The organism is Paenibacillus praedii (genome assembly GCF_049725345.1).
Classification (GTDB): Bacteria; Bacillota; Bacilli; order Paenibacillales; family Paenibacillaceae; genus Pristimantibacillus.
Map to the genome: position 1 here is coordinate 32,301 of NZ_JBMWAM010000029.1, position 19,166 is coordinate 51,466.

The following is a 19,166-nucleotide window of genomic DNA, read 5'->3' on the forward strand; positions in this document are numbered from 1 at the left end:
ATATGCGTAAGAGGAAATGGAAGAAAATATTAATTTGGACTGTAAGCGTTATTGTTCTAATAGGTATTGGCGGTCTGTTTGCAGCTAATTATGCGGTCAATAAACTGATTTCGACCTTAGCGGCAGATTTGGAGACAGAGCATATTACCGAAGTCCAGCCTACGGAGGTGGTTGATGCTCCTGATGGCGAAGAACCGCCGGCCGAAGAAACGGAAACGGAAGAGACCAACGAGTCTGACCCTGCTAGCCAAGTTCCAATGGAACAAGAAGCAGATAAATCGGTAGAACAAGAAGCGGCTGGAGCGGACGAACAAGATAAGTCCAATGAAGAAGGTTACCGTGCAGAGGTATCAATCGAGAAAGCAAAGACTGTTCAAGAAAAAATAACCGTGTCTGAGAAAGCGCAGGTTACATCCGTGCTCTTGAAGGAGCTTAATATGTCCGATATGAAAGAGCTGCAAGAGCTCGCCAGCGGAGGATTAAGTGCAGAGGAGAAGAAGAAAGCCCGCACGATTATCCTTGAGAGGCTATCGGCTGATCAATATGATGAACTGATTCAAATAGCAAAGAAATATGGGCTAAGCCAAGGCAAATCGTATGAAGAGGTTTCTAAGGAAAAGTAGCATTCATTGACACGAATATAGGGCAGCCAACCGAATCAACAAGATAGGATCTAGACTCACTATCTTCGTATTGGACCGCGATGAGTATAAGCTTGCCCGTTTGAGTAAATCGGCCGATTCCTCGAGAATAATGGTCTGCCATAAGATTGGACATCAACGTTCATCCCCCCAGGTGCATAAAGTTTACAGCAGAGAATAGACTGTTATCTCTATTTACGATGATATCCTCTTAATTTCTATTTTGCGGATTGTTGGCGATTGACGGACTCACTAGGATAAGGGGGGAATTATAAATTGAAGGTACGCAAAGCAATCATACCAGCTGCGGGACTGGGGACAAGGTTTCTCCCGGCAACAAAGGCGATGCCTAAAGAAATGCTGCCCATCGTAGATAAACCAACGATTCAATACATAGTAGAAGAAGCCATAGAATCAGGGATCGAAGATATTATTATTGTGACGGGTAAAGGAAAAAGAGCCATTGAAGATCACTTTGATAATTCCTTTGAGCTTGAACAAATCCTTTTGGAAAAGGGGGAGTTGGAGCTCTTAAATGAAGTGCAGAAGTCTTCAAAAATGGTAGATATTCATTATATCCGTCAAAAGGAAGCAAAGGGTTTAGGTCATGCCATCGTACAAGCGGACAAGCCTTGTTTAAAGCAGATGATCGAGCAGTATGATCGGTATAGGTCATCGGTTATCGGTGTACAGCGGGTGCCTGAGAACGAAGTTTCTAGATATGGAATTGTAGATGGGAAAGAGATCCATGAGAGGTTTTATAGTGTCAGTAATTTAGTTGAGAAGCCGAAGGCGGAGGATGCTCCGTCTAATTTGGCGATCATGGGAAGATATATATTGAGCCCAAGGATATTTGAAATAATCGATCATCAGAAACCTGGGGCAGAGGTGGAGAGATTCAGTTGACCGATGCGATCGCAGAGTTAAATCAATTTGAGGCGGTTTATGCGTACAACTTCAAAGGCAAGAGATATGATGTGGGGGAGAAATTAGGGTTTATAAAAACGACGATTAAGATGGCGCTGCAAAATAATGAATTAAGATTTGAATTATTCACCTTTCTTGAGGAAGCTATTAAAAAAATAAAATAGAAAAATAAATAACGCTGGCTCCTACTCATTAAATGATATTTATGTAGTTAGGGGCTGTTGTTGTAGAGAGTTGAATAGTTTGCTAGGGAAATCATAACCAACTAAGCCGCAAAGGCGATTCTGCCATCTTTTTATGAAAGCAATTTTTATTTTTTCATATTTTTCTGTCTATCAAACGGGCATGCGAGCGGCTGAACAGCTACAAGTTAAATTTATATAGACATAACTAATTAATCTGTTTAGATGCTAAGAGGGAATTGAGTATCGTAATCAGATAAGATGCTGAAGCCTTGCAGGATAAGGGTTTGAGGCGTTTTTAGTGAGAATTATAGATTGATTGGAATGGTTTATATAATAGGAAGAAACTCGGTTTGAAGTGATTGTGGGTAAATATCTATTTCGTATTCGTTAGGTAGATTGAATAGATATTACGAAATGGCTATCAGAAGTAGATTTATTTAGTAACCTAGTAGTTGGTTGGAAAATGAAAATAAAGTTCCAATTAAATCCTAATTTACTAAAGAACAAAGTTTAAGGAGTGTAGCTGTATTTATATGAAGATAAAAAGATTGATAGATATCATTCTTTCTTTAATAGGACTTATTGTCTTATCACCAATTTTTTTAATTCTTATTATTGCTATTAAGATTGATTCAAGAGGACCAGTTCTGTTTAAGCAAACGCGTGTAGGAATTAATAAGACACATTTCAACATTTTGAAATTCCGTACCATGAGAATAGATACGCCGAAGGAGACTCCAACTCACTTATTAGATAATCCAGAACAGTATATCACAAAGATGGGTAAAATCCTGAGAAAAACCTCACTTGATGAGCTTCCGCAGATTTGGAATATATTTGTGGGACAGATGAGTATTATTGGGCCTAGACCAGCACTATGGAATCAGTATGATCTGATTGCTGAACGGGATAAGTATGGTGCTAATGATGTACCACCTGGATTAACTGGTTGGGCACAGATTAATGGTAGAGATGAGCTTCCTATAGATGTTAAGGCTAAGCTGGATGGAGAGTATGTTGAGAAGATTAGCCTTTGGATGGATGTTAAGTGTTTCTTTGGAACGATTGTTAGTGTTGTTAAGAGTGATGGGGTTGTAGAAGGTGGAACTGGTTCTAAGAAAGAAGTTGCTAGTAGTAAGGAGAGCATTTCTAAATGAAAAATATACTGATTACAGGAAAAAACAGTTATGTAGGAAAGAGCCTTGAGAAGTGGCTTGGCAATTATTTTGATAAATATTCCATTAATACCGTAAGTCTAAGAGATGACTTTTGGAAAGGTAAGGACTTCTCGGGATATGATGTTGTGTTTCATGTTGCAGGAATTGCCCATGTCTCATCTGATCCCCAAATGGAGGATTTGTATTATAGAGTAAATAGGGATCTTACAATTGAAACTGCTAAAAAGGCAAAGGCTGAAGGTGTGAAACAGTTTATTTTTATGAGTAGCATTATTGTGTACGGAGATAGTACTAGTAATAAGAGAATTATCGATAAAAGAACAGTACCTACTCCAAGTAACTTCTATGGTAATAGTAAACTGCAAGCAGAAGAGGGTATTAAGCCTTTAGAAAGTGATATATTCAAAGTTGTTATTGTTAGACCACCGATGATTTATGGGAAAGGGTCAAAAGGGAACTATTCAAGGTTAGCTACACTTGCAAAGAAAACAATTGTATTTCCAGACATCGACAATGAGCGAAGCATGCTCCATATAGATAATCTCTGCGAATTCATTAAGGTAATGATTGATGAGGAAAAGACAGGACTGTTTTTCCCACAAAACGCAGAGTATGTAAAGACGAGTGAACTTGTTAAGACCATTTCTCAAGTTCATGATCAGAATATATGGATGACTAGGTTATTTAATCCTATGATTAAATTAATGTTTGGTGTCGGGGTTGTAAACAAGATATTCGGAAACTTGATTTATGAAAAGTCTATGAGTAATTATGATAGGGTGAATTACCAAATTAGAAGCTTTAGAGAATCTATTGAGTTGACGGAACTGGAGAGTGGAAAGTGATGAGAGCAGCTATAATTAATTGCTTTGATACTTATGAAGATAGAGTTGATTTGATTCACGAGTTTTTTAAAGGAAAAGGATATGATGTCACAGTCATACAGTCTGATTTTAGGCATTTTAAAAAAGTGCGCAGGGAAGATATGAAGGAAGATTTCATCTTTGTTAAGTCGAATCCATACTATAAGAATTTATCTGTAGCTCGCTTAACTTCTCATTATAAATATGCTAATGATGCATTCAAAATTGTTGAAGACATCAATCCAGACTTATTATATGTATTTGTACCGCCTAATTCTTTAGCAAAATTTGCTGCTAAATACAAGCAAAAGAATAAAAATATAAAACTTATATACGATTTAATAGATTTATGGCCTGAAACCATGCCAATTGGTAAGGCTAAGAACTTCCCCCCTTTTACGTATTGGGGAGCGATGAGGGATCAAAGTTTTAAGTATGCAGATTTACTCATTACAGAGTGCAACTTGTATCAAACAGTCTTAGGTAATGCCATAAAAGGTATTAAGACCGAAACTGTACATTTAGCAAAGAAAGAGATTGAAGTAACTAGTGAACCAAAACTAAGTGAAGATGAAATTAATTTGGCATATTTAGGGTCAATTAACAATATAATTGATATTCTAAAAATTAAAGAGATCATTCGAGTTATTAGTGAATTTAAGCCTGTAACTTTACACATAATTGGTGATGGGGAAAGTAAACAAGAGTTGATAGGTGAAGTGAAATCTGCAGGTGGGGTAGTAGAATATCATGGTAAAATCTACGACCCACAAGAGAAACAAGATATTTTTGATAGATGCCATTTTGGCTTAAATATAATGAAAGAAAACGTTTGTGTTGGATTGACGATGAAGTCAATTGACTATTTCCAACACGGGCTTCCAATAATAAATAATATTCCAGCAGATACAGCCGAGATTGTTGAAAAGTTTGGAGTAGGGGTTAATATCAATAATAGCAAAGGTCTAAGAGCAACTTTATCAGAAATAATTAGCCTCAACAATGAAGCAATAATAGATATGAGAAAAACAACTTTAGTTATTTATAAAAAGCTGTTCTCTATCGAAGCATATTTTAAAAAAGTTGAATCCGTATATAAGGAGCACATAAATATATGAAGAATAGTTATGGATTAGGAGAATCAATAAAGAATCTTATTTCATTAGTTTACACTAAAATTTTTTTTAAAGGTGCTAGGCTAATCAGAACACCTATTTATGTGCGGGGGAAAAAGTTTCTAAGTTATGGAGAAGGGTTTACTACGGGTTATAACTGTAGAATTGAGATGTTTGATGTTTATCCTAGTAAAGGTAGTAAGATAGAGATTGGCGAAAATTGTAAAATTGGTGACTATGTCCATATTGCTGCTGGTGAAAAAGTTATTATTGGTAAAAACTGTCTTTTTGCTTCAAAAATTTATATCAGTGATATTAGTCACGGTGATTATTCTGGTTTGGAAACAGCTTCAAATCCTAATACCCCACCAGATGAAAGACCCCTAGTTACAAAGCCAGTATCAATAGGCAATAATGTATGGTTAGGGGATAATGTGTGCGTTTTACCAGGAGTTAGTATTGGTAATGGGTGCGTAATAGGGGCTAATGCTGTTGTAAATAGGGATATTCCAGAAAACTGCATAGCCGTCGGAGTTCCGGCTAAAGTTATTAAGAAATATGAAAAAGACACTAATACCTGGAGAAGTATCTATAATTAAATTTCTTAATAAATAAGTTTGATAGAGGTAGGGAAAATAATGATTGGATTATTTAGTTTTGATGGACCGATGTTTCGAGATTGTAATGGTGTGTATTGTAATACAACAATAACTTCTGAAATGTTTTCACGTTATTTCCATGTAGTTGATAAATTAATAGTTGTTATTCGTACATTGCATTTAGACAAGACTTATGAGGAAGCAAATTTAAAAAAAGTAGAATTAAGTGGGCTTGAATTTATTGAAATACCTAATTTAAATTCTATTAGTGGGTTTTTAATAGATAAACGAAAATATAAAAAGGTAATTGAAGAACAGGTAGAAAAAGCTGATTTGCTATTTGTAAGAATGCCAAGTGTTATAAGTGATATAACTATTCATTTTGCAATAAAGATGAAAAAAAAATATATGGTTGAAGTGGGTGGTTGTGCTTGGGATGCTTATTGGAATCATGGATTAATGGGTAAATTAGTTGCTCCATATATGTTTTTTAACGAAGTAAAAGGAGTGAAGAATGCTAATTTTGCGTCATATGTAACTGAAAAATGGCTACAAAACCGTTATCCATGCAATTGTCCATCTGTCTCAGCATCAAATGTCTATTTGGAAGATCTAGAGGAGTCTGTATTAGAACAACGTTTAAAAAAAATACAGACAAAAGGTGGAAATAGCCCAACTATAATAGGTACAACAGCAGCAGTAAATGTAAGGTATAAAGGACAGGAATATGTTATTAGAGCTATTTCTGAACTAAATAAGCAAGGATATAATCTTGAATATGAATTAGTTGGTGGTGGAGATAACTCATACTTAAAAAAAATAGCTAAAAGTGTAGGAGTGGAAGATAAGGTTAGGTTTAAAGGACTAATGTTACGAAATGACGTATTTAAATGGCTAGATTCAATCGATATATATGCTCAGCCTAGTAAACAAGAAGGATTGCCAAGAGCTCTAATTGAAGCATTAAGTAGGGCGTGTCCAGCCGTTGGTTCAACAACTGCAGGAATTCCAGAATTACTTCAACCTGAAACGGTATTTGAAAAAGGAAATATAACACATATTTGTAATTTACTAAAGAGATTATCTACTACTGACTTATGTGAAATAGCAAAACAAAATTTTGAAAAGGCCAAGAAGTTTGAATTAGTACATTTAGATAGAAAACGAAATGAGATTTATGAACAGTACAGCAATTCAGTGGTTTAAAATTACTTAAAAAATAAATACTTAAAAGGCGAATATTAGGGGGTGGAGATGACGACGCTTATTAAAATTAAACAACAACTTACACAAACAGTAGTTGGGCGTTTTACTATTAAGGTATACCATTATATGGTGGCTAAACCATTAGCTAAAGTCTATTCATATAAGTACTATTTAATAAAAAACAAAATCAAACATATTAGATTTTATTCTGATAAAGAAACATTTAACATGATAAAATTAGAAAAAAAGTCTTTGTGTAGATTTGGGGATGGAGAAATTTCTTGGATTTATAGGGATTCAAAAGGGTATTTTAGTCAGGAGAATTCAAAAGAACTAAGTGATAGATTGCGAAATATTATATTATCAGATAATAAGAATATACTTGTTGGAATACCAAACTTTTTTGGTTCTTTAGATCAGTATTCTAAAAAGCGTAGACAATCTAGAAATACACACTTAGCAAAATATTATAAACGTTGGATGGAATTATTAGACTCTAAAAGAGTTTATGCAGATGCTTTAATAACCAGGGTATACCATGGTCTAAAAGACAATAGAAGTCGATACATGTTTGATAACTGGAAGAGTGTTTGGAATGATAAAAATGTAATAGTTATTGAGGGTAGTCAAACAAGATTTGGTGTAGGGAATGATTTGTTAGCTAATGTACGGAGTGTTAGAAGGATTATTGCTCCTGCAGAAAATGCATTTCAAAGATATGATGAAATATTAAGTATTTCAAAAGAATTTATATCAGAAGATACGATGTTTATAATTTCATTAGGACCTACAGCCACAGTGTTAGCTTATGATATCGGAATTTATGGAAGTCAGGCTATTGATATCGGTCACCTAGACATAGAGTATGAGTGGTATTTATCTGGTGCAACTAAAAAGAAACCAGTAATTGGTAAGTATGTTAATGAAGCAGGTGGGCCACCTAATTTTGAAATGCCAGAAACTTTATTAGAGGTATACAAATCAGAGATTATAAAGTATGTAGTATAAACTAATTATGAGGGGCGCTTGTTAATTGTATAACTTTGTATTTTATAATGATAGTTTTAAGGAATTAGATAGATTATTTTTCTTAGACATCGAAGATTATAGTAATGTAAAAATTGTTAAGAGAGATAGGTTATTTAGGTCCAAGCTTCTTAATTTCCTTTGTAAATTACACTTATCTCATAGAGTAAATAAAAAGATAAATTTACCGTTTAAATGGATTTGGAACAAAACATTATTTAAGAATGACTTTTCTGATAATGATAAACTTTGTTTTGTATTTACACCAGGGTGGTATTATCCTGAATTTATCGAGTATTTAAAAAAAAGGTATAAGTCTAGTAAGTTTGTATTCTACTTTAGTGATACTATTGAATCTAAGTTGAAAGTAATGCCTTCGTTAGATATAACGTATTTAAAAGAAAACTTCGATTTAGTTCTATCATATAATCAACAAGATGTTGAGAAATATAATTTGAAGTACACGTCTATATATTATTCAAAAATGCCACAATCATGGCTCGAATCTTTACCTCGATTTGATCAAGTGGATGTTTTGTTTATTGGTGCAGCACGAAATAGGTTAGTAGAAATTAAGCGAGCCTATGATAAATTAACAAATGCTGGCTTGAATTGTTATTTTTATGTTGTGTCTAACAGTGCTGAACGTGAGTCAGATGATAAAGGGATATATTATAGTACGAAGGGTATGCCATTTAAAGAATACTTAGGCCGTACTTTATCTACAAAATCAATTTTGGAAATACTTGATACCAATACTGCTGGATCCACACTTAGGTTTTGGGAGTCTGTAATGTACGATAAAAAACTCATTACTAACTACCCCTATGTGCAAAAAAGTATGTTTTATAATCCTTTATATATGCACTATTTTTCATCTGTGGATGAGATTGAACCAAGTTTTATATCTAAAAAAAATCAAGTTCGATATAATTATAAAGGCGAAAATTCTCCTGTGCGTTTTCTGGAATTAATAGAGAATTATTTAGCTGAAAACAAGTAAAGTAGGTTATTCTATGACTTTATTATTTTACGGAGTAGTAATATTCTTAAATATTTTTGCTGGTATAAAATACCGTAACAACATAAAGATTAATACTAATCCCTTAATCTTATTTTTATCTTTTATTATTGTATTTCTATTAATGTCTGGCTATAGAAATACATCGGGATTATCTAATGACTTATTATATACTGAACTTGAATACAAAAATATCATTAATGGGTTAGTTTCTAATTATGAAATTGGCTATGTTTTATTAATGAAAGTAGGAGGGATATTTACTCAGGATTTTTATACATTCAGAAGTATGATAATTGGAATCTTTTTGTTGCTTTTATTTTGGTCTATACGTAAGTGGGCGCCAAGTCCACATTATGTCATTGCTTTGTTTAGTTCTTATTTGGTTATATTAAGTTCAGAACAGCTTAGATATTTTTTGGCATTTATTATTTTTGTGATTGGACTTTTAATTCTTTTATATTCAAATTATAGACATAAAAAAGTGATTTTTAGTTGTTTTTTACTCTTAGCTTCAACTATTCACTTTTCTTTTTTAGTTTATTTTATATTCCTACTAAGTGATTTTTCGCGAAAAAGTATAAGAGAGAAAATTATTGTAAGCTTAACACTTTTATTCTGTTTCATTATTTTTCTGAATAATAATCAAATACCTGGTCTATCTCAATTATTAGAATCAATAAATAATTATAAAGTTATTGTGTATATGAATCAATCTACTAATTTTGGATTCCTATATCCTTTTGTATTACATTTATCGTCTATTTTATTAACCTTATGGGCTTTGAGATTAACTGTCGATTCAAAGGATAATGAAACTATTCAAATTATAAGAAATGTTTATAAGCTAAATTTGCTTGTTGTACTATTTTTTCCATTATTCATGTTACAACTGACATTTTATCGTTTAGCACGAAACCTTCTAATAATTAATTACTTTGTTTATTCTCAAATAAGGATATCAAAGAAAATAAGTTTTAGTAAAAGAAAGTTATTTGCATTTATGGTTTGGAATAGTGTCATATTATGGATTGTTGTGGATTTGTTTATAACGACTTCAGCAGAGGCATTGTTGGTTCCATTTTTTACTGAAAACATTTATTTTAATTTTTAATGAAATCGAATCAATTTCATAATAGCTCTTCATAAAATAACTCAGACGTCTGGAATAGGCATCTGGTCAAAAATTTTACATCAGGAGGCTGCTTGTTCCGCGTTTTTTTGTCATTTAGGCGATCAATAGCTAAGCGGGTGGCATTATAGACAAGGTGAACCAGATCGAAATGGACTTTTGCCCGCTTTCCTGTCCGATAGCGGATATGGTTTAGCTGAAAAAATTCCTTTAAGTACGCATTGACGCGTTCCACGGCTGTCCGTTCTTTGTATAGCATTTTCCAGCTCTTTGAGCCTCTTGCAGGTGCACTGTACAGGCGCAGGTCATTTGTGATGTTGACTTTGTATGGCAGAGGGTGTCCTCGGCAAGTAGGCATTCCCGGCATTCCTTTGGACGCGTATATTTCAGTGTCTGATGTTTCGGATCGTAGCTGTCGTAACGGTACGAATGCTCACGCACGCAGGTGGGCGCAAGTGTTCATCAAATCGGTCCGGTTTCTGCTCGTTTCGAGGATTATAGGCAATGACAGAATGAGCGCCCATTTTGTGTACCTTCTGATAAATCGGCAGATGATCATAGCCTGCATCCATGGTGGCCACCCGGACAGAAAGGGACGGAAGGCGTTCTTCAAGATCTTTTAACAGAGGGATTGCTGCCTTTCCATCATTCAAATTGCCGGACGAAAACAGAGACTGAAGGATGTACTGGCTACTTGTTGTTCTTTTTCCCACTGGGCCTGCTCTTCTTTCGTTTTTCGCCCGCGTTTATTCGGGGGTGCTTTCGGTTTTTCCTGCTTCGCAGGGGCCCGGTCATGCGCCTCGATATGGGTCGCATCGATCGCAATCACATCGTCACAAATGAATCCTTCTGTCATCGCTTGAATCAAAAGCTGTTCTTGTACTTGCTCAAGCGCATTGGATTCACTAATAAGCGTGATCATGCGGGAATAAGCAGCTTCAGATGGAACTTCGTCAGACACAAGGAACCCGCAGTCCAGGCGGAACATCAAATCATAATGGAGGCGCGAAACCAGATCCTTGATAAAGGGAATTCGTTCCGTGATCCGAGCGATCAGTGAATAAATCATGGCCGCATAATTCAGCTGGACTGGGCGTCCCAAATGGGATTTCTTCGTCACCACATCGAAGATTGTCTCTATATCAATGGATGAAAAAACAGCTTCAAAACGCTGGGTAGGTGATAAATCGTATAATTCTTGCAGGTCAAACAGGTTTTCTTATCGTATAATAGGCATAGGGAGTCTTCCTCCGATCTCGATAGTTTGTGTCGTTACTTACTCTTTTCGACATTTGGGAAGGTACTCCTTTTTTTATTGGCTGAAAGCCGTGCCTGGGATGGGCTCAGAATTATGAAATTGATTCAAATCTAAAAAATATTAGTTACCGAAAGGTATCTAAATATTATAATGCTAAAAATAATAAAGGTTTTTCTGAAAATATTAGAGAGTAAAGAGTTGATAAATTGAATAGGAATGCAACGAGTTTTATTAGAAACATGTCATATGCTATATCTTCAAATTTAATATCCCTTACCATATCAACCTTGGTTATTTTGATAATACCTAAAATATTAGGTGTAGAAGACTATGGCTATTTGCAATTGTATTTATTTTATTGTGCATATGTAGGTTTTTTCCATTTGGGATGGAATGATGGTATTTATTTAAGGTATGGTGGAGCAGAGTATAGCGAACTAGATAAAAAATTATTTTTCTCTCAATTTGTCATGTTATTTAGTACCCAAATTATCTTTGGAATTCTGATGTCGGTTTTAACTATAATTTTTCTTTCAGATCTGGAACGGATATTTATTATAAATATGGTTGCTTTATCAATGATTATTGTAAATACAAGAATAATACTCTTATATATACTTCAGATAACAAATAGAATTAGAGAGTATGCTCGTATTACCATGTATGATAGAGTATCGTTTATTACTCTAGTTGTAATTTTTTTGTTTGCGGGTATTAATAATTATAAGATACTTGTTCTTGCTGATTTATTAGGTAAACTTTTTTCGCTTTTATATTCCATGTTTCTATGTAGAGAGATTGTCTTTAATAGAATTAGCTCATTTTATTTTACGTTTAATGAAACAATGAAAAATATAAGCGTAGGAATAAATTTAATGTTGGCTAATTTTGCAAACATGCTAATCATAGGAATTATTAGGTTTGGTATTGAACGTTCATGGGATATCTCAACATTTGGTAAAGTTTCTTTAACCTTGAGTATTTCTAATCTCATAATGGTGTTTATCAATGCTATTGGAATAATCATGTTCCCTGTTTTGAGACGAACAAATGTAGACAGACTTCCTACAATTTATCTAACTATGAAGAACTTTTTAATAGTTCCCTTACTTGGTATACTTCTTCTTTACTATCCATTGAAGACAGTCTTATCAGCATGGCTTCCTGAATATACGGAGAGTTTAATTTATATGGCACTTCTTTTTCCAATGTGTGTTTATGAAGGAAAAATGGCTTTGTTAATTAATACTTATCTAAAAACACTGCGCAAAGAGAAGATGATGCTTATTATTAATATAGCATCAGTCATGTTGAGTTTTATTCTCACCACATTGATCGCGTTAGTGTTTAAACATCTATCATTGGCGGTTGTATCGATTGTTGCCCTTTTGGCTTTTCGATGTGTTTTAGCAGAAATATTATTATCAAGGATTATTAAAGTTTCAGTCTATAGAGACATTTCACTTGAATTGGTTATGACACTAATATTCATTTTAACAGGCTGGTTTTTGACCTCAGTCGTCGGGTTAGTCTGCTATTTAATTGCATATAGTTTATATTTATTAATTAAGAAAAAAGAGATTTTATATACACTAAATGATCTTAGACAATTATTAAGGAAAAAGGAAAGCAAAGATGTTTTTTAATCCATTGAAAAAAAGTGCCTATATTAACATATGACATTGTAATTGATTAAATATTGATCATTGTGCTGCAATTGATCTTGTTATGAACAAGGGTTTGAACGGTGATGTATATAATGTTGGTGGACATAATGAGTGTACAAATTTACGATTATTAGTACATTAGGTAAATCGGAAGAATTAATAGAGTTTGTACAGGATCGTCTTGGCCATGATAAACGGTATGCTATTGATCCAACTACATTAGAACAAATAGGTTGGAAACCAACATATACATTTGAAACAGGTATTGCACAAACTATTCAATGGTATCTTGATAACAAAGAATGGTGGGAGCAAATTATTAGTGGGGAATATCAAAATTATTTCGAAAAACAGTACAATATATAAAGCCCCTACTGTTAAGAAAGGAAGGCTGTCTATGTTCAAAATAGCAGTAGCTGGAACAGGTTATGTTGGTTTAGTAGCTGGTGTTTGTTTTGCTGAAGTGGGCCATCAAGTAACCTGTGTTGATATAGATGAAAAAAAAGTAGAATTAATGAAATCTGGAGTTTCTCCAATTTATGAAACAGGTTTAGAAGAGTTAATGAAAAAAAATTATTCTGCTGGAAGAATTGAGTATACAACTGACTTTAATTCAGCCTACAAAGATGCTGATGCTATTTTTATTGGTGTTGGAACACCTGAGCAACCTGATGGTTCTGCAAATTTATCATACATTGCTACAGTTGCTAGACAAATTGCTGAATCGATAGAAAAAGATTGTCTATTAGTAGTTAAATCAACAGTTCCAGTTGGAACGAATGATAAAGTGGAACAGTTTATTCAGGACTTTTTAGTCAAAGATGTGAAAGTAGAAGTAGCATCAAACCCAGAATTCTTAGCACAAGGATCTGCTGTTCATGATACTCTTCAAGCTGAAAGAATCATTATCGGAACAGAAAGTAAATGGGCTGAAGATTTGTTAACGAAAATTTATGAACCGTTTCATTTACCGATTGTTTCAGTAAATAGAAGATCGGCAGAAATGATAAAATATGCGTCCAATGACTTCCTTGCATTAAAAATCTCTTATATGAACGACATAGCTAATCTTTGTGAATTGGTTGGAGCGGATATTCAGGATGTAGCTAAGGGAATGAGCTACGATGAGCGTATTGGAAGTAAGTTCTTAAATGCAGGGATTGGCTTTGGTGGATCATGCTTCCCTAAAGACACAAAAGCGCTTGAGTATATTGCTAAACAGAACGGTTATGAACTCAAAACGGTTAAAGCAGCTATTGATGTAAACAAAGAACAAAAAACAATGCTTTATAAGAAAGCTAGCAAAAGACTCATTACGTTTAACGGTCTTAAGGTTGCGGTGTTAGGATTAACTTTTAAGCCTGGAACGGACGATTTAAGAGAGGCAGCATCTCTTGAGAATGTACCTTTATTGCTAGAACAAGGTGCAGTTATTCATGCATATGATCCAGTTGGAGCAGAAAACTTTGCCAAAGTTCATCCAGAGGGTAAGAATGGCAAAGGAAGCATCACTTATGTTTCCAACATTGAGCATGCCTTAGAAGGTGCAAATGTTTGCTTTATCTTTACAGAATGGGGAGAGGTTAAGGAAGTAAAGCCTGAAATTTATAAAAAACTTATGAGAACTCCTTTAGTATATGACGGCAGAAATATTTATCGTGTTGAAGATATGCAAGAAGCAGGAGTAGAGTATCACTCAATCGGAAGAAAACCTGCAATTAGAGAAGCTGTTAAGGAGTCGAAAAATCTTGAATTATAAAACTCTTGATCCTAGTAAAACATACCTAATCACTGGAGCAGCAGGATTTATTGGTTTCTATCTATCTAAAAAATTACTAGAACAGAGCTGCCAGGTGATTGGTATTGATAATGTCAATGATTACTATGATGTAAACCTTAAACATACTCGTTTGGCTCAACTGGAGCCTTATGAGAAGTTTACCTTTATTAAAGGAGACATATCAGACAAGGATATGGTAATGAGAAGCTTTGAAGAGTATAAGCCTAATGTTGTAGTAAACCTAGCTGCTCAAGCAGGAGTAAGGTATTCAATAGAGAACCCGGATGTCTATATTCAAAGTAATATCATCGGCTTTTATAATATCCTGGAAGCATGTAGATTCAATCCAGTTGACCATCTTGTATACGCATCATCTAGTTCTGTTTACGGAGCTAATAAAAAGGTTCCATTTGAAGAAACAGATTTTGTAGACAACCCTGTATCACTTTATGCATCTACTAAGAAATCCAATGAGTTAATGGCTCATACCTATAGTCATCTTTATAAGATTCCAGCTACTGGACTTCGGTTCTTTACGGTTTATGGTCCAATGGGACGACCAGACATGGCTTACTTTGGATTTACTGATAATTATTTTGCTGGTGAACCAATTAAGATATTTAATAATGGGGATTTTAAAAATGATCTTTATCGGGACTTTACTTATATAGATGACATCGTTGAGGGGATTGAACGATTATTAAGTAACCCACTTGAAGGTGAGGTTCAACATAAAGTGTTCAACATCGGAAATAACAGCCCTGAGAAACTGATGGTGTTTATTGAAACGCTAGAAAAGGCTCTAAGTAAATCTCTAGGCAAAGAAGTTCAATTTGAAAAGATCTTTGAACCTATTAATGCAGGTGATGTTCCAGCTACCTATGCTTCAACAGATCAATTGCAGAAAGCTGTAGGCTTTAAACCGGAAACTACGATTGAAGAAGGACTGCAGAAATTTGCAGATTGGTATGTAGATTATTATAAAGTGAAATAGATTCTAAACATGTCGATATTTCAAAAAGAGTAGAAAATATTAATCCAATGCCAATTACCCGATGGGCTTAATGCACGGCGGGTATATTTGTCATGTTTAATTTTTTTATGAATTTAATATCTGTTCGTCGATAATTTTCCCCTCATCTAAATCAATAAACATTGCAGTAATTTTTAACCGTAACAATCTAGGAGGATATTTAAGCCCGATTTCATATATATTATCATTGCTTACTGCTATTGTATCCTAAATTCCCGGTAACGAGGAGGGAGGATCAACTGTATGTCAATCGTTTATCGGTGAATGGCTTCTGAATGGAGAGGCGGAAAATGCAGCTGTATAAGGGGATCAAGACGATGCTGAACATAAAAAAATGAGCTTGCTAACAGGAGTTTTCCTATTCGTAATGCTGATTATGGATGCACACATGTAACGCAAGCCAGCGGAATGCCTGTCATCACGTCAATAGGCGGAGGCGGAGGTGACTATCACACCTTTATAATCACGGAGAACGGTGACCAATGGTCTTCTGGAAGTAATGAATATGGTCAGATGAGCAATGGAGGAAATCAAAAAGAAGTAAGCCCTGTTCATACGGAAGGACTTTCAGACGTTAAGGCCATCGCTGCTGGATCATTCCATCCCATAGCCCTGAAAAAGGAGCTTCCATTGGAGCGGCGATCGCAACAAATTGCAGCTTGCCAACAACGATTACCTTGGTAGACAAAGCTGTAGTAGCAGAAGTCGGAGCGAAAGTGATGGCAGCCAAAGCCTACAGGAAGATTCGAAATAACTAGTGAATACATTTCAATAGACGGAGTGAACCATATGCCGTGGATTTTGAATCTTTATTTGGGGGAAGAAACAATTGAGGAATAGTAGAAGAAAAGGTTCCTTTTTAGCCTGTATATTAACCGCTGATCATTGGACCCAATGCCATCGTGACCGTATTATCTGGAGTAACCGTGCCATTTACTAGATCAGATGATTATTTACGGGAAGGTAGCCAATAGTGGAAAAATATTTATGAATGGCAACGACATCTATGCTAAGCATGTAAATATGGGCGGCATAAAGATGTCAGGAGTCGTTATGATTGCGGCTTACCTGATTCCATTTTGTTTCGTTTTCCGGTGTGTTGATATGCAAAATTTGGGTCAGAAGACTCTGTCGATGCTGTCGAAATGCGACTCGGATAATGCTGAATTGCCTATTTTAGGTCGAATATATCATGTACATCCTACTGTTAATTTGTTACTATAACAATAACAAATTAACCTCATAAATCGTACGATAATGGCAAAGCCATTGAAAAGTGGCGACGCAAAGCTATAGGGGCTAAGCTCGAGAGAGGACGCCAGCCAGCTATCGAATATCGTGCCTCCCGTCGTGGTTTATGTGGAACATGGGGGTTCTTCTTATGATCGTGCGCGCAAACATTGTACGTGAGTGGCATCAGCTCTGTGTTGTATTTCATGAATTGCTGTTGGATGGCTGCTTGGATGAAGAGAAGCGCATGGAGATCTGCTTGAAAATTAATTATCACAACAACAAATTATTAGGTCACACTTTATGATGAGTTTGCTTGTGGTGTGCAAGTGTTGGAATTGAATATGTATAACCGCAAGCTGACGCTCCGATCAAATGAAGCGTCAGCTTATTTTATTTATAATAAAGCGAAGGAGAATCATGTGCGGCAATCCGGTTGTTTATTGCTCCCGTGTAACGAAACGATGAAAAAAATAAATAAAACGTTGATCATGATAACGAGTGCGCTTATTGTTATTGGCATTGTCGTTTTTGGCAGTATGAGCTTGTATTCGAAACTCAATCAAGTTGATGAATTAAATGGACGGTTAGAAGAAGCCGCTGCGGCCTATGCAGGCCAGCAATCTAAGGAAAGCAAGGACCAGCAAGCCGATAAGGCGGAACAGACATCGGAACCTGAGCCTGAGCCGTCGCTCGGGCCGGTTGACGTTTCGCAACAGTCGCCAACTGCAACTTTGACATCAGAACAGCAGTCTGATAACGTATACAAGGATCAGAAGCTAGTGAATGAATCTAGTACTTCGGAAGAAAAAGCACGGAAGAAACAAGAGATTGATGCAGCGATTACAGCAGAAATGCAGCAATTGAGAGCCTCTTGCCAGGCAGCGAGCCATAGCTTGGTTCAGCAAATTGCACAAGAGCTTAGCGCGGATGATGATGCGACGCTTGCGACTATTCAGAGCAAGTATCTGAACGAAATTTTTTCGGCTGAGTCAGATTGTGATATTAGGTTTAATCAATTAGTAGGAAATGCCCAGAGCGAGTATGAGGCAGCCGACCTAGGCAATCAAGCCTTGCCTGATTGGAGCTCGCAATACGAGAGTGCGAAGGCTCAAGCTAGAGCCGATGCGTTTGCTGTTATTGCCAACTCGCTTAATTAGTTCATTCCACTATTCTTAGGAGGTCACATGAAAAAACAACGTGTATTATCCACTCTTCTTGCCGCCGCATTATTCTCATCTTTATTCTCTGTCACCGCATCTGCAAGAACCTATGAGCCTGTTGAACCTGTCTCGGTTGCAGCAAAAGCGACAACGACCGTGAAAATCAAAACCCAGCCGATCAGTCTCGTGTTTGACGGACAAGCGCTGAAGCTTCCGGATGGGCAGTATTCCTTCATTTATCAAGGCCGTACATATGTCCCGATTCGTTACATCTCTTATGCTCTTCAAAAGTCGGTGAACTGGGATGGCGCCAAAGCTTCTGTCTCCGAACCAACAGAGCAGCAGCTGGCCGCGTTGAAGAAGCATTTGCAAAGCGTGACAAAAGGTAATGCGAAGCCGCAGGCAAGTGTTGACATTCATATTCAGCCGGTAAAGGCGAAGCTTGAGTTTGATGGGAAAATGGAAGCCATGCCGGCAGGCCAGACGCTATTCGGATATAAAGGCTCTATTTATGTGCCGCTTCGGTTCTTGTCGGAGTCGGTAGGCACGCAAATTGGCTGGGATTCGGTAACGAAGACGGTTAGCGGTGAATCTGCAGCTTATCGGGCCGAGCAGCAAGCCGGTGGCGGAGTCACGCCGGGTACAGGCGAAGGATCTACAGGTACGACGCCAGGCGATACCGGAGGCAGTGCAGAGGTCCTTACGTATGTGCAAATTACAGCGGAGGCTGAAGCGAAGCTGGAAGTGCTGCGAAACGGCTGCCAATCGAAACTATTGAACATTGCGCTGCTATATGTCGGTGCCGACGATGCCGGCAAAGTACAGCTGAAGGCGCAAGGGCTGCAAGAGCTGAACATCTGTTCGGCTAACTTTGAAGTGATTATGACGGGTATAAGTGCGAAGCTTACGGCGAACGGTCATAGTACAGCTATCATTGCCGAGTATCGCGCTGCTTTCAGTGCAGAGCTGGAAGCGGGAAGAGCGATAGCTGAAAGCTTGTCTTAATTCATTTGGCAAATTAGCAAGCGTAAAAATAACCCCTGTCCTTTTTGAACTGTGACCCACAAGAAGGACACTTTAAAAAAGTGACCCTCTTGTGGGTCATTTGTGTTTTAATCGAGATACAGGGAAGAGGAGTGAGG

The 19,166-nt window shown here is 36.2% G+C and carries 16 protein-coding genes, 3 pseudogenes and 1 riboswitch; of the genes and pseudogenes, 18 read left to right on the forward strand and 1 reads right to left on the reverse strand.

Features of this window, described 5'->3' with window-relative positions; all coding sequences use genetic code 11:
* The first annotated feature begins 2 nt into the window (after positions 1–2).
* From ACO9K6_RS19810 to ACO9K6_RS19855, 10 genes and pseudogenes are all read left to right on the forward strand, one after another.
* Positions 3–623 (forward strand): hypothetical protein, encoded by a 621-nt coding sequence (locus tag ACO9K6_RS19810; RefSeq protein WP_424769270.1) that lies wholly within the window; start codon positions 3–5, stop codon positions 621–623.
* Between the two features lie 294 nt (positions 624–917).
* Positions 918–1,732 (forward strand): annotated as a pseudogene (locus ACO9K6_RS19815) (UTP--glucose-1-phosphate uridylyltransferase).
* A gap of 548 nt (positions 1,733–2,280) precedes the next feature.
* Positions 2,281–2,910 carry a sugar transferase gene (locus ACO9K6_RS19820; RefSeq protein WP_424769286.1) on the forward strand — a complete coding sequence of 210 codons (630 nt, stop codon included), beginning with the start codon at positions 2,281–2,283 and terminating at the stop codon, positions 2,908–2,910.
* Positions 2,907–3,776 (forward strand): NAD-dependent epimerase/dehydratase family protein, encoded by an 870-nt coding sequence (locus ACO9K6_RS19825; RefSeq protein WP_424769271.1) that lies wholly within the window; start codon positions 2,907–2,909, stop codon positions 3,774–3,776. The genes ACO9K6_RS19820 and ACO9K6_RS19825 overlap by 4 nt, the downstream gene beginning before the upstream one ends.
* Positions 3,776–4,912, forward strand: a complete 1,137-nt coding sequence (locus tag ACO9K6_RS19830) for a glycosyltransferase family protein (protein WP_424769272.1) — start codon at positions 3,776–3,778, stop codon at positions 4,910–4,912. The genes ACO9K6_RS19825 and ACO9K6_RS19830 overlap by 1 nt, the downstream gene beginning before the upstream one ends.
* The gene (locus tag ACO9K6_RS19835) at positions 4,909–5,508 is read left to right on the forward strand and encodes a DapH/DapD/GlmU-related protein (RefSeq protein ID WP_424769273.1); all 600 of its coding nucleotides are present in this window, start codon (positions 4,909–4,911) and stop codon (positions 5,506–5,508) included. Before ACO9K6_RS19830 ends, ACO9K6_RS19835 begins: the two co-directional genes overlap by 4 nt.
* A gap of 39 nt (positions 5,509–5,547) precedes the next feature.
* A complete protein-coding gene (locus ACO9K6_RS19840; protein ID WP_424769274.1) occupies positions 5,548–6,714 on the forward strand; it encodes a glycosyltransferase in 1,167 nt (388 codons plus the stop codon).
* A gap of 48 nt (positions 6,715–6,762) precedes the next feature.
* Positions 6,763–7,722: a GT-D fold domain-containing glycosyltransferase gene (locus ACO9K6_RS19845; RefSeq protein ID WP_424769275.1), complete on the forward strand. Its 960-nt coding sequence runs from the start codon at positions 6,763–6,765 to the stop codon at positions 7,720–7,722.
* A gap of 25 nt (positions 7,723–7,747) precedes the next feature.
* On the forward strand, positions 7,748–8,743 hold the full coding sequence (locus ACO9K6_RS19850; protein ID WP_424769276.1) for a WaaS/CpsH family glycosyltransferase: 996 nt from the start codon (positions 7,748–7,750) through the stop codon (positions 8,741–8,743).
* 13 nt (positions 8,744–8,756) lie between these two features.
* Complete coding sequence (locus ACO9K6_RS19855) at positions 8,757–9,875, forward strand: EpsG family protein (protein ID WP_424769277.1); 1,119 nt, start codon at positions 8,757–8,759, stop codon at positions 9,873–9,875.
* Positions 9,876–9,957: 82 nt separating this feature from the next.
* Here the strand turns inward: ACO9K6_RS19855 and ACO9K6_RS19860 are convergent.
* Positions 9,958–11,106 (reverse strand): annotated as a pseudogene (locus ACO9K6_RS19860) (transposase); the annotation flags it as partial.
* A gap of 251 nt (positions 11,107–11,357) precedes the next feature.
* Here ACO9K6_RS19860 and ACO9K6_RS19865 point away from each other — a divergent pair.
* From ACO9K6_RS19865 to ACO9K6_RS19900, 8 genes and pseudogenes are all read left to right on the forward strand, one after another.
* Positions 11,358–12,797: an MATE family efflux transporter gene (locus ACO9K6_RS19865; RefSeq protein ID WP_424769278.1), complete on the forward strand. Its 1,440-nt coding sequence runs from the start codon at positions 11,358–11,360 to the stop codon at positions 12,795–12,797.
* A 52-nt stretch (positions 12,798–12,849) separates the two neighbouring features.
* Positions 12,850–13,184: pseudogene (locus ACO9K6_RS19870) on the forward strand (GDP-mannose 4,6-dehydratase); the annotation flags it as partial.
* A 31-nt stretch (positions 13,185–13,215) separates the two neighbouring features.
* On the forward strand, positions 13,216–14,577 hold the full coding sequence (locus tag ACO9K6_RS19875; RefSeq protein ID WP_424769279.1) for a UDP-glucose dehydrogenase family protein: 1,362 nt from the start codon (positions 13,216–13,218) through the stop codon (positions 14,575–14,577).
* A complete protein-coding gene (locus ACO9K6_RS19880) occupies positions 14,567–15,592 on the forward strand; it encodes a GDP-mannose 4,6-dehydratase (RefSeq protein ID WP_424769280.1) in 1,026 nt (341 codons plus the stop codon). Before ACO9K6_RS19875 ends, ACO9K6_RS19880 begins: the two co-directional genes overlap by 11 nt.
* Positions 15,593–16,039: 447 nt before the next feature.
* Positions 16,040–16,315 (forward strand): hypothetical protein, encoded by a 276-nt coding sequence (locus ACO9K6_RS19885; protein WP_424769281.1) that lies wholly within the window; start codon positions 16,040–16,042, stop codon positions 16,313–16,315.
* Between the two features lie 565 nt (positions 16,316–16,880).
* A riboswitch (cyclic di-GMP riboswitch) is annotated at positions 16,881–16,965 on the forward strand.
* A gap of 47 nt (positions 16,966–17,012) precedes the next feature.
* Positions 17,013–17,168, forward strand: a complete 156-nt coding sequence (locus ACO9K6_RS19890) for a hypothetical protein (RefSeq protein WP_424769282.1) — start codon at positions 17,013–17,015, stop codon at positions 17,166–17,168.
* Between the two features lie 25 nt (positions 17,169–17,193).
* Positions 17,194–18,021 (forward strand): hypothetical protein, encoded by an 828-nt coding sequence (locus ACO9K6_RS19895; protein WP_424769283.1) that lies wholly within the window; start codon positions 17,194–17,196, stop codon positions 18,019–18,021.
* A 27-nt stretch (positions 18,022–18,048) separates the two neighbouring features.
* A complete protein-coding gene (locus tag ACO9K6_RS19900) occupies positions 18,049–19,029 on the forward strand; it encodes a stalk domain-containing protein (protein ID WP_424769284.1) in 981 nt (326 codons plus the stop codon).
* Positions 19,030–19,166: the final 137 nt, after the last annotated feature.

What these genes read in the sequence shown, in the direction of transcription:
- ACO9K6_RS19810 (WP_424769270.1), top strand. Translation starts at nt 3, where the DNA reads ATGCGTAAGAGGAAATGGAAGAAAATATTAATTTGGACTGTAAGCGTT.
- ACO9K6_RS19825 (WP_424769271.1), top strand. Translation starts at nt 2,907, where the DNA reads ATGAAAAATATACTGATTACAGGAAAAAACAGTTATGTAGGAAAGAGC.
- ACO9K6_RS19830 (WP_424769272.1), top strand. Translation starts at nt 3,776, where the DNA reads ATGAGAGCAGCTATAATTAATTGCTTTGATACTTATGAAGATAGAGTT.
- ACO9K6_RS19835 (WP_424769273.1), top strand. Translation starts at nt 4,909, where the DNA reads ATGAAGAATAGTTATGGATTAGGAGAATCAATAAAGAATCTTATTTCA.
- ACO9K6_RS19840 (WP_424769274.1), top strand. Translation starts at nt 5,548, where the DNA reads ATGATTGGATTATTTAGTTTTGATGGACCGATGTTTCGAGATTGTAAT.
- ACO9K6_RS19845 (WP_424769275.1), top strand. Translation starts at nt 6,763, where the DNA reads ATGACGACGCTTATTAAAATTAAACAACAACTTACACAAACAGTAGTT.
- ACO9K6_RS19855 (WP_424769277.1), top strand. Translation starts at nt 8,757, where the DNA reads ATGACTTTATTATTTTACGGAGTAGTAATATTCTTAAATATTTTTGCT.
- ACO9K6_RS19875 (WP_424769279.1), top strand. Translation starts at nt 13,216, where the DNA reads ATGTTCAAAATAGCAGTAGCTGGAACAGGTTATGTTGGTTTAGTAGCT.
- ACO9K6_RS19885 (WP_424769281.1), top strand. Translation starts at nt 16,040, where the DNA reads ATGCCTGTCATCACGTCAATAGGCGGAGGCGGAGGTGACTATCACACC.
- ACO9K6_RS19890 (WP_424769282.1), top strand. Translation starts at nt 17,013, where the DNA reads ATGATCGTGCGCGCAAACATTGTACGTGAGTGGCATCAGCTCTGTGTT.
- ACO9K6_RS19900 (WP_424769284.1), top strand. Translation starts at nt 18,049, where the DNA reads ATGAAAAAACAACGTGTATTATCCACTCTTCTTGCCGCCGCATTATTC.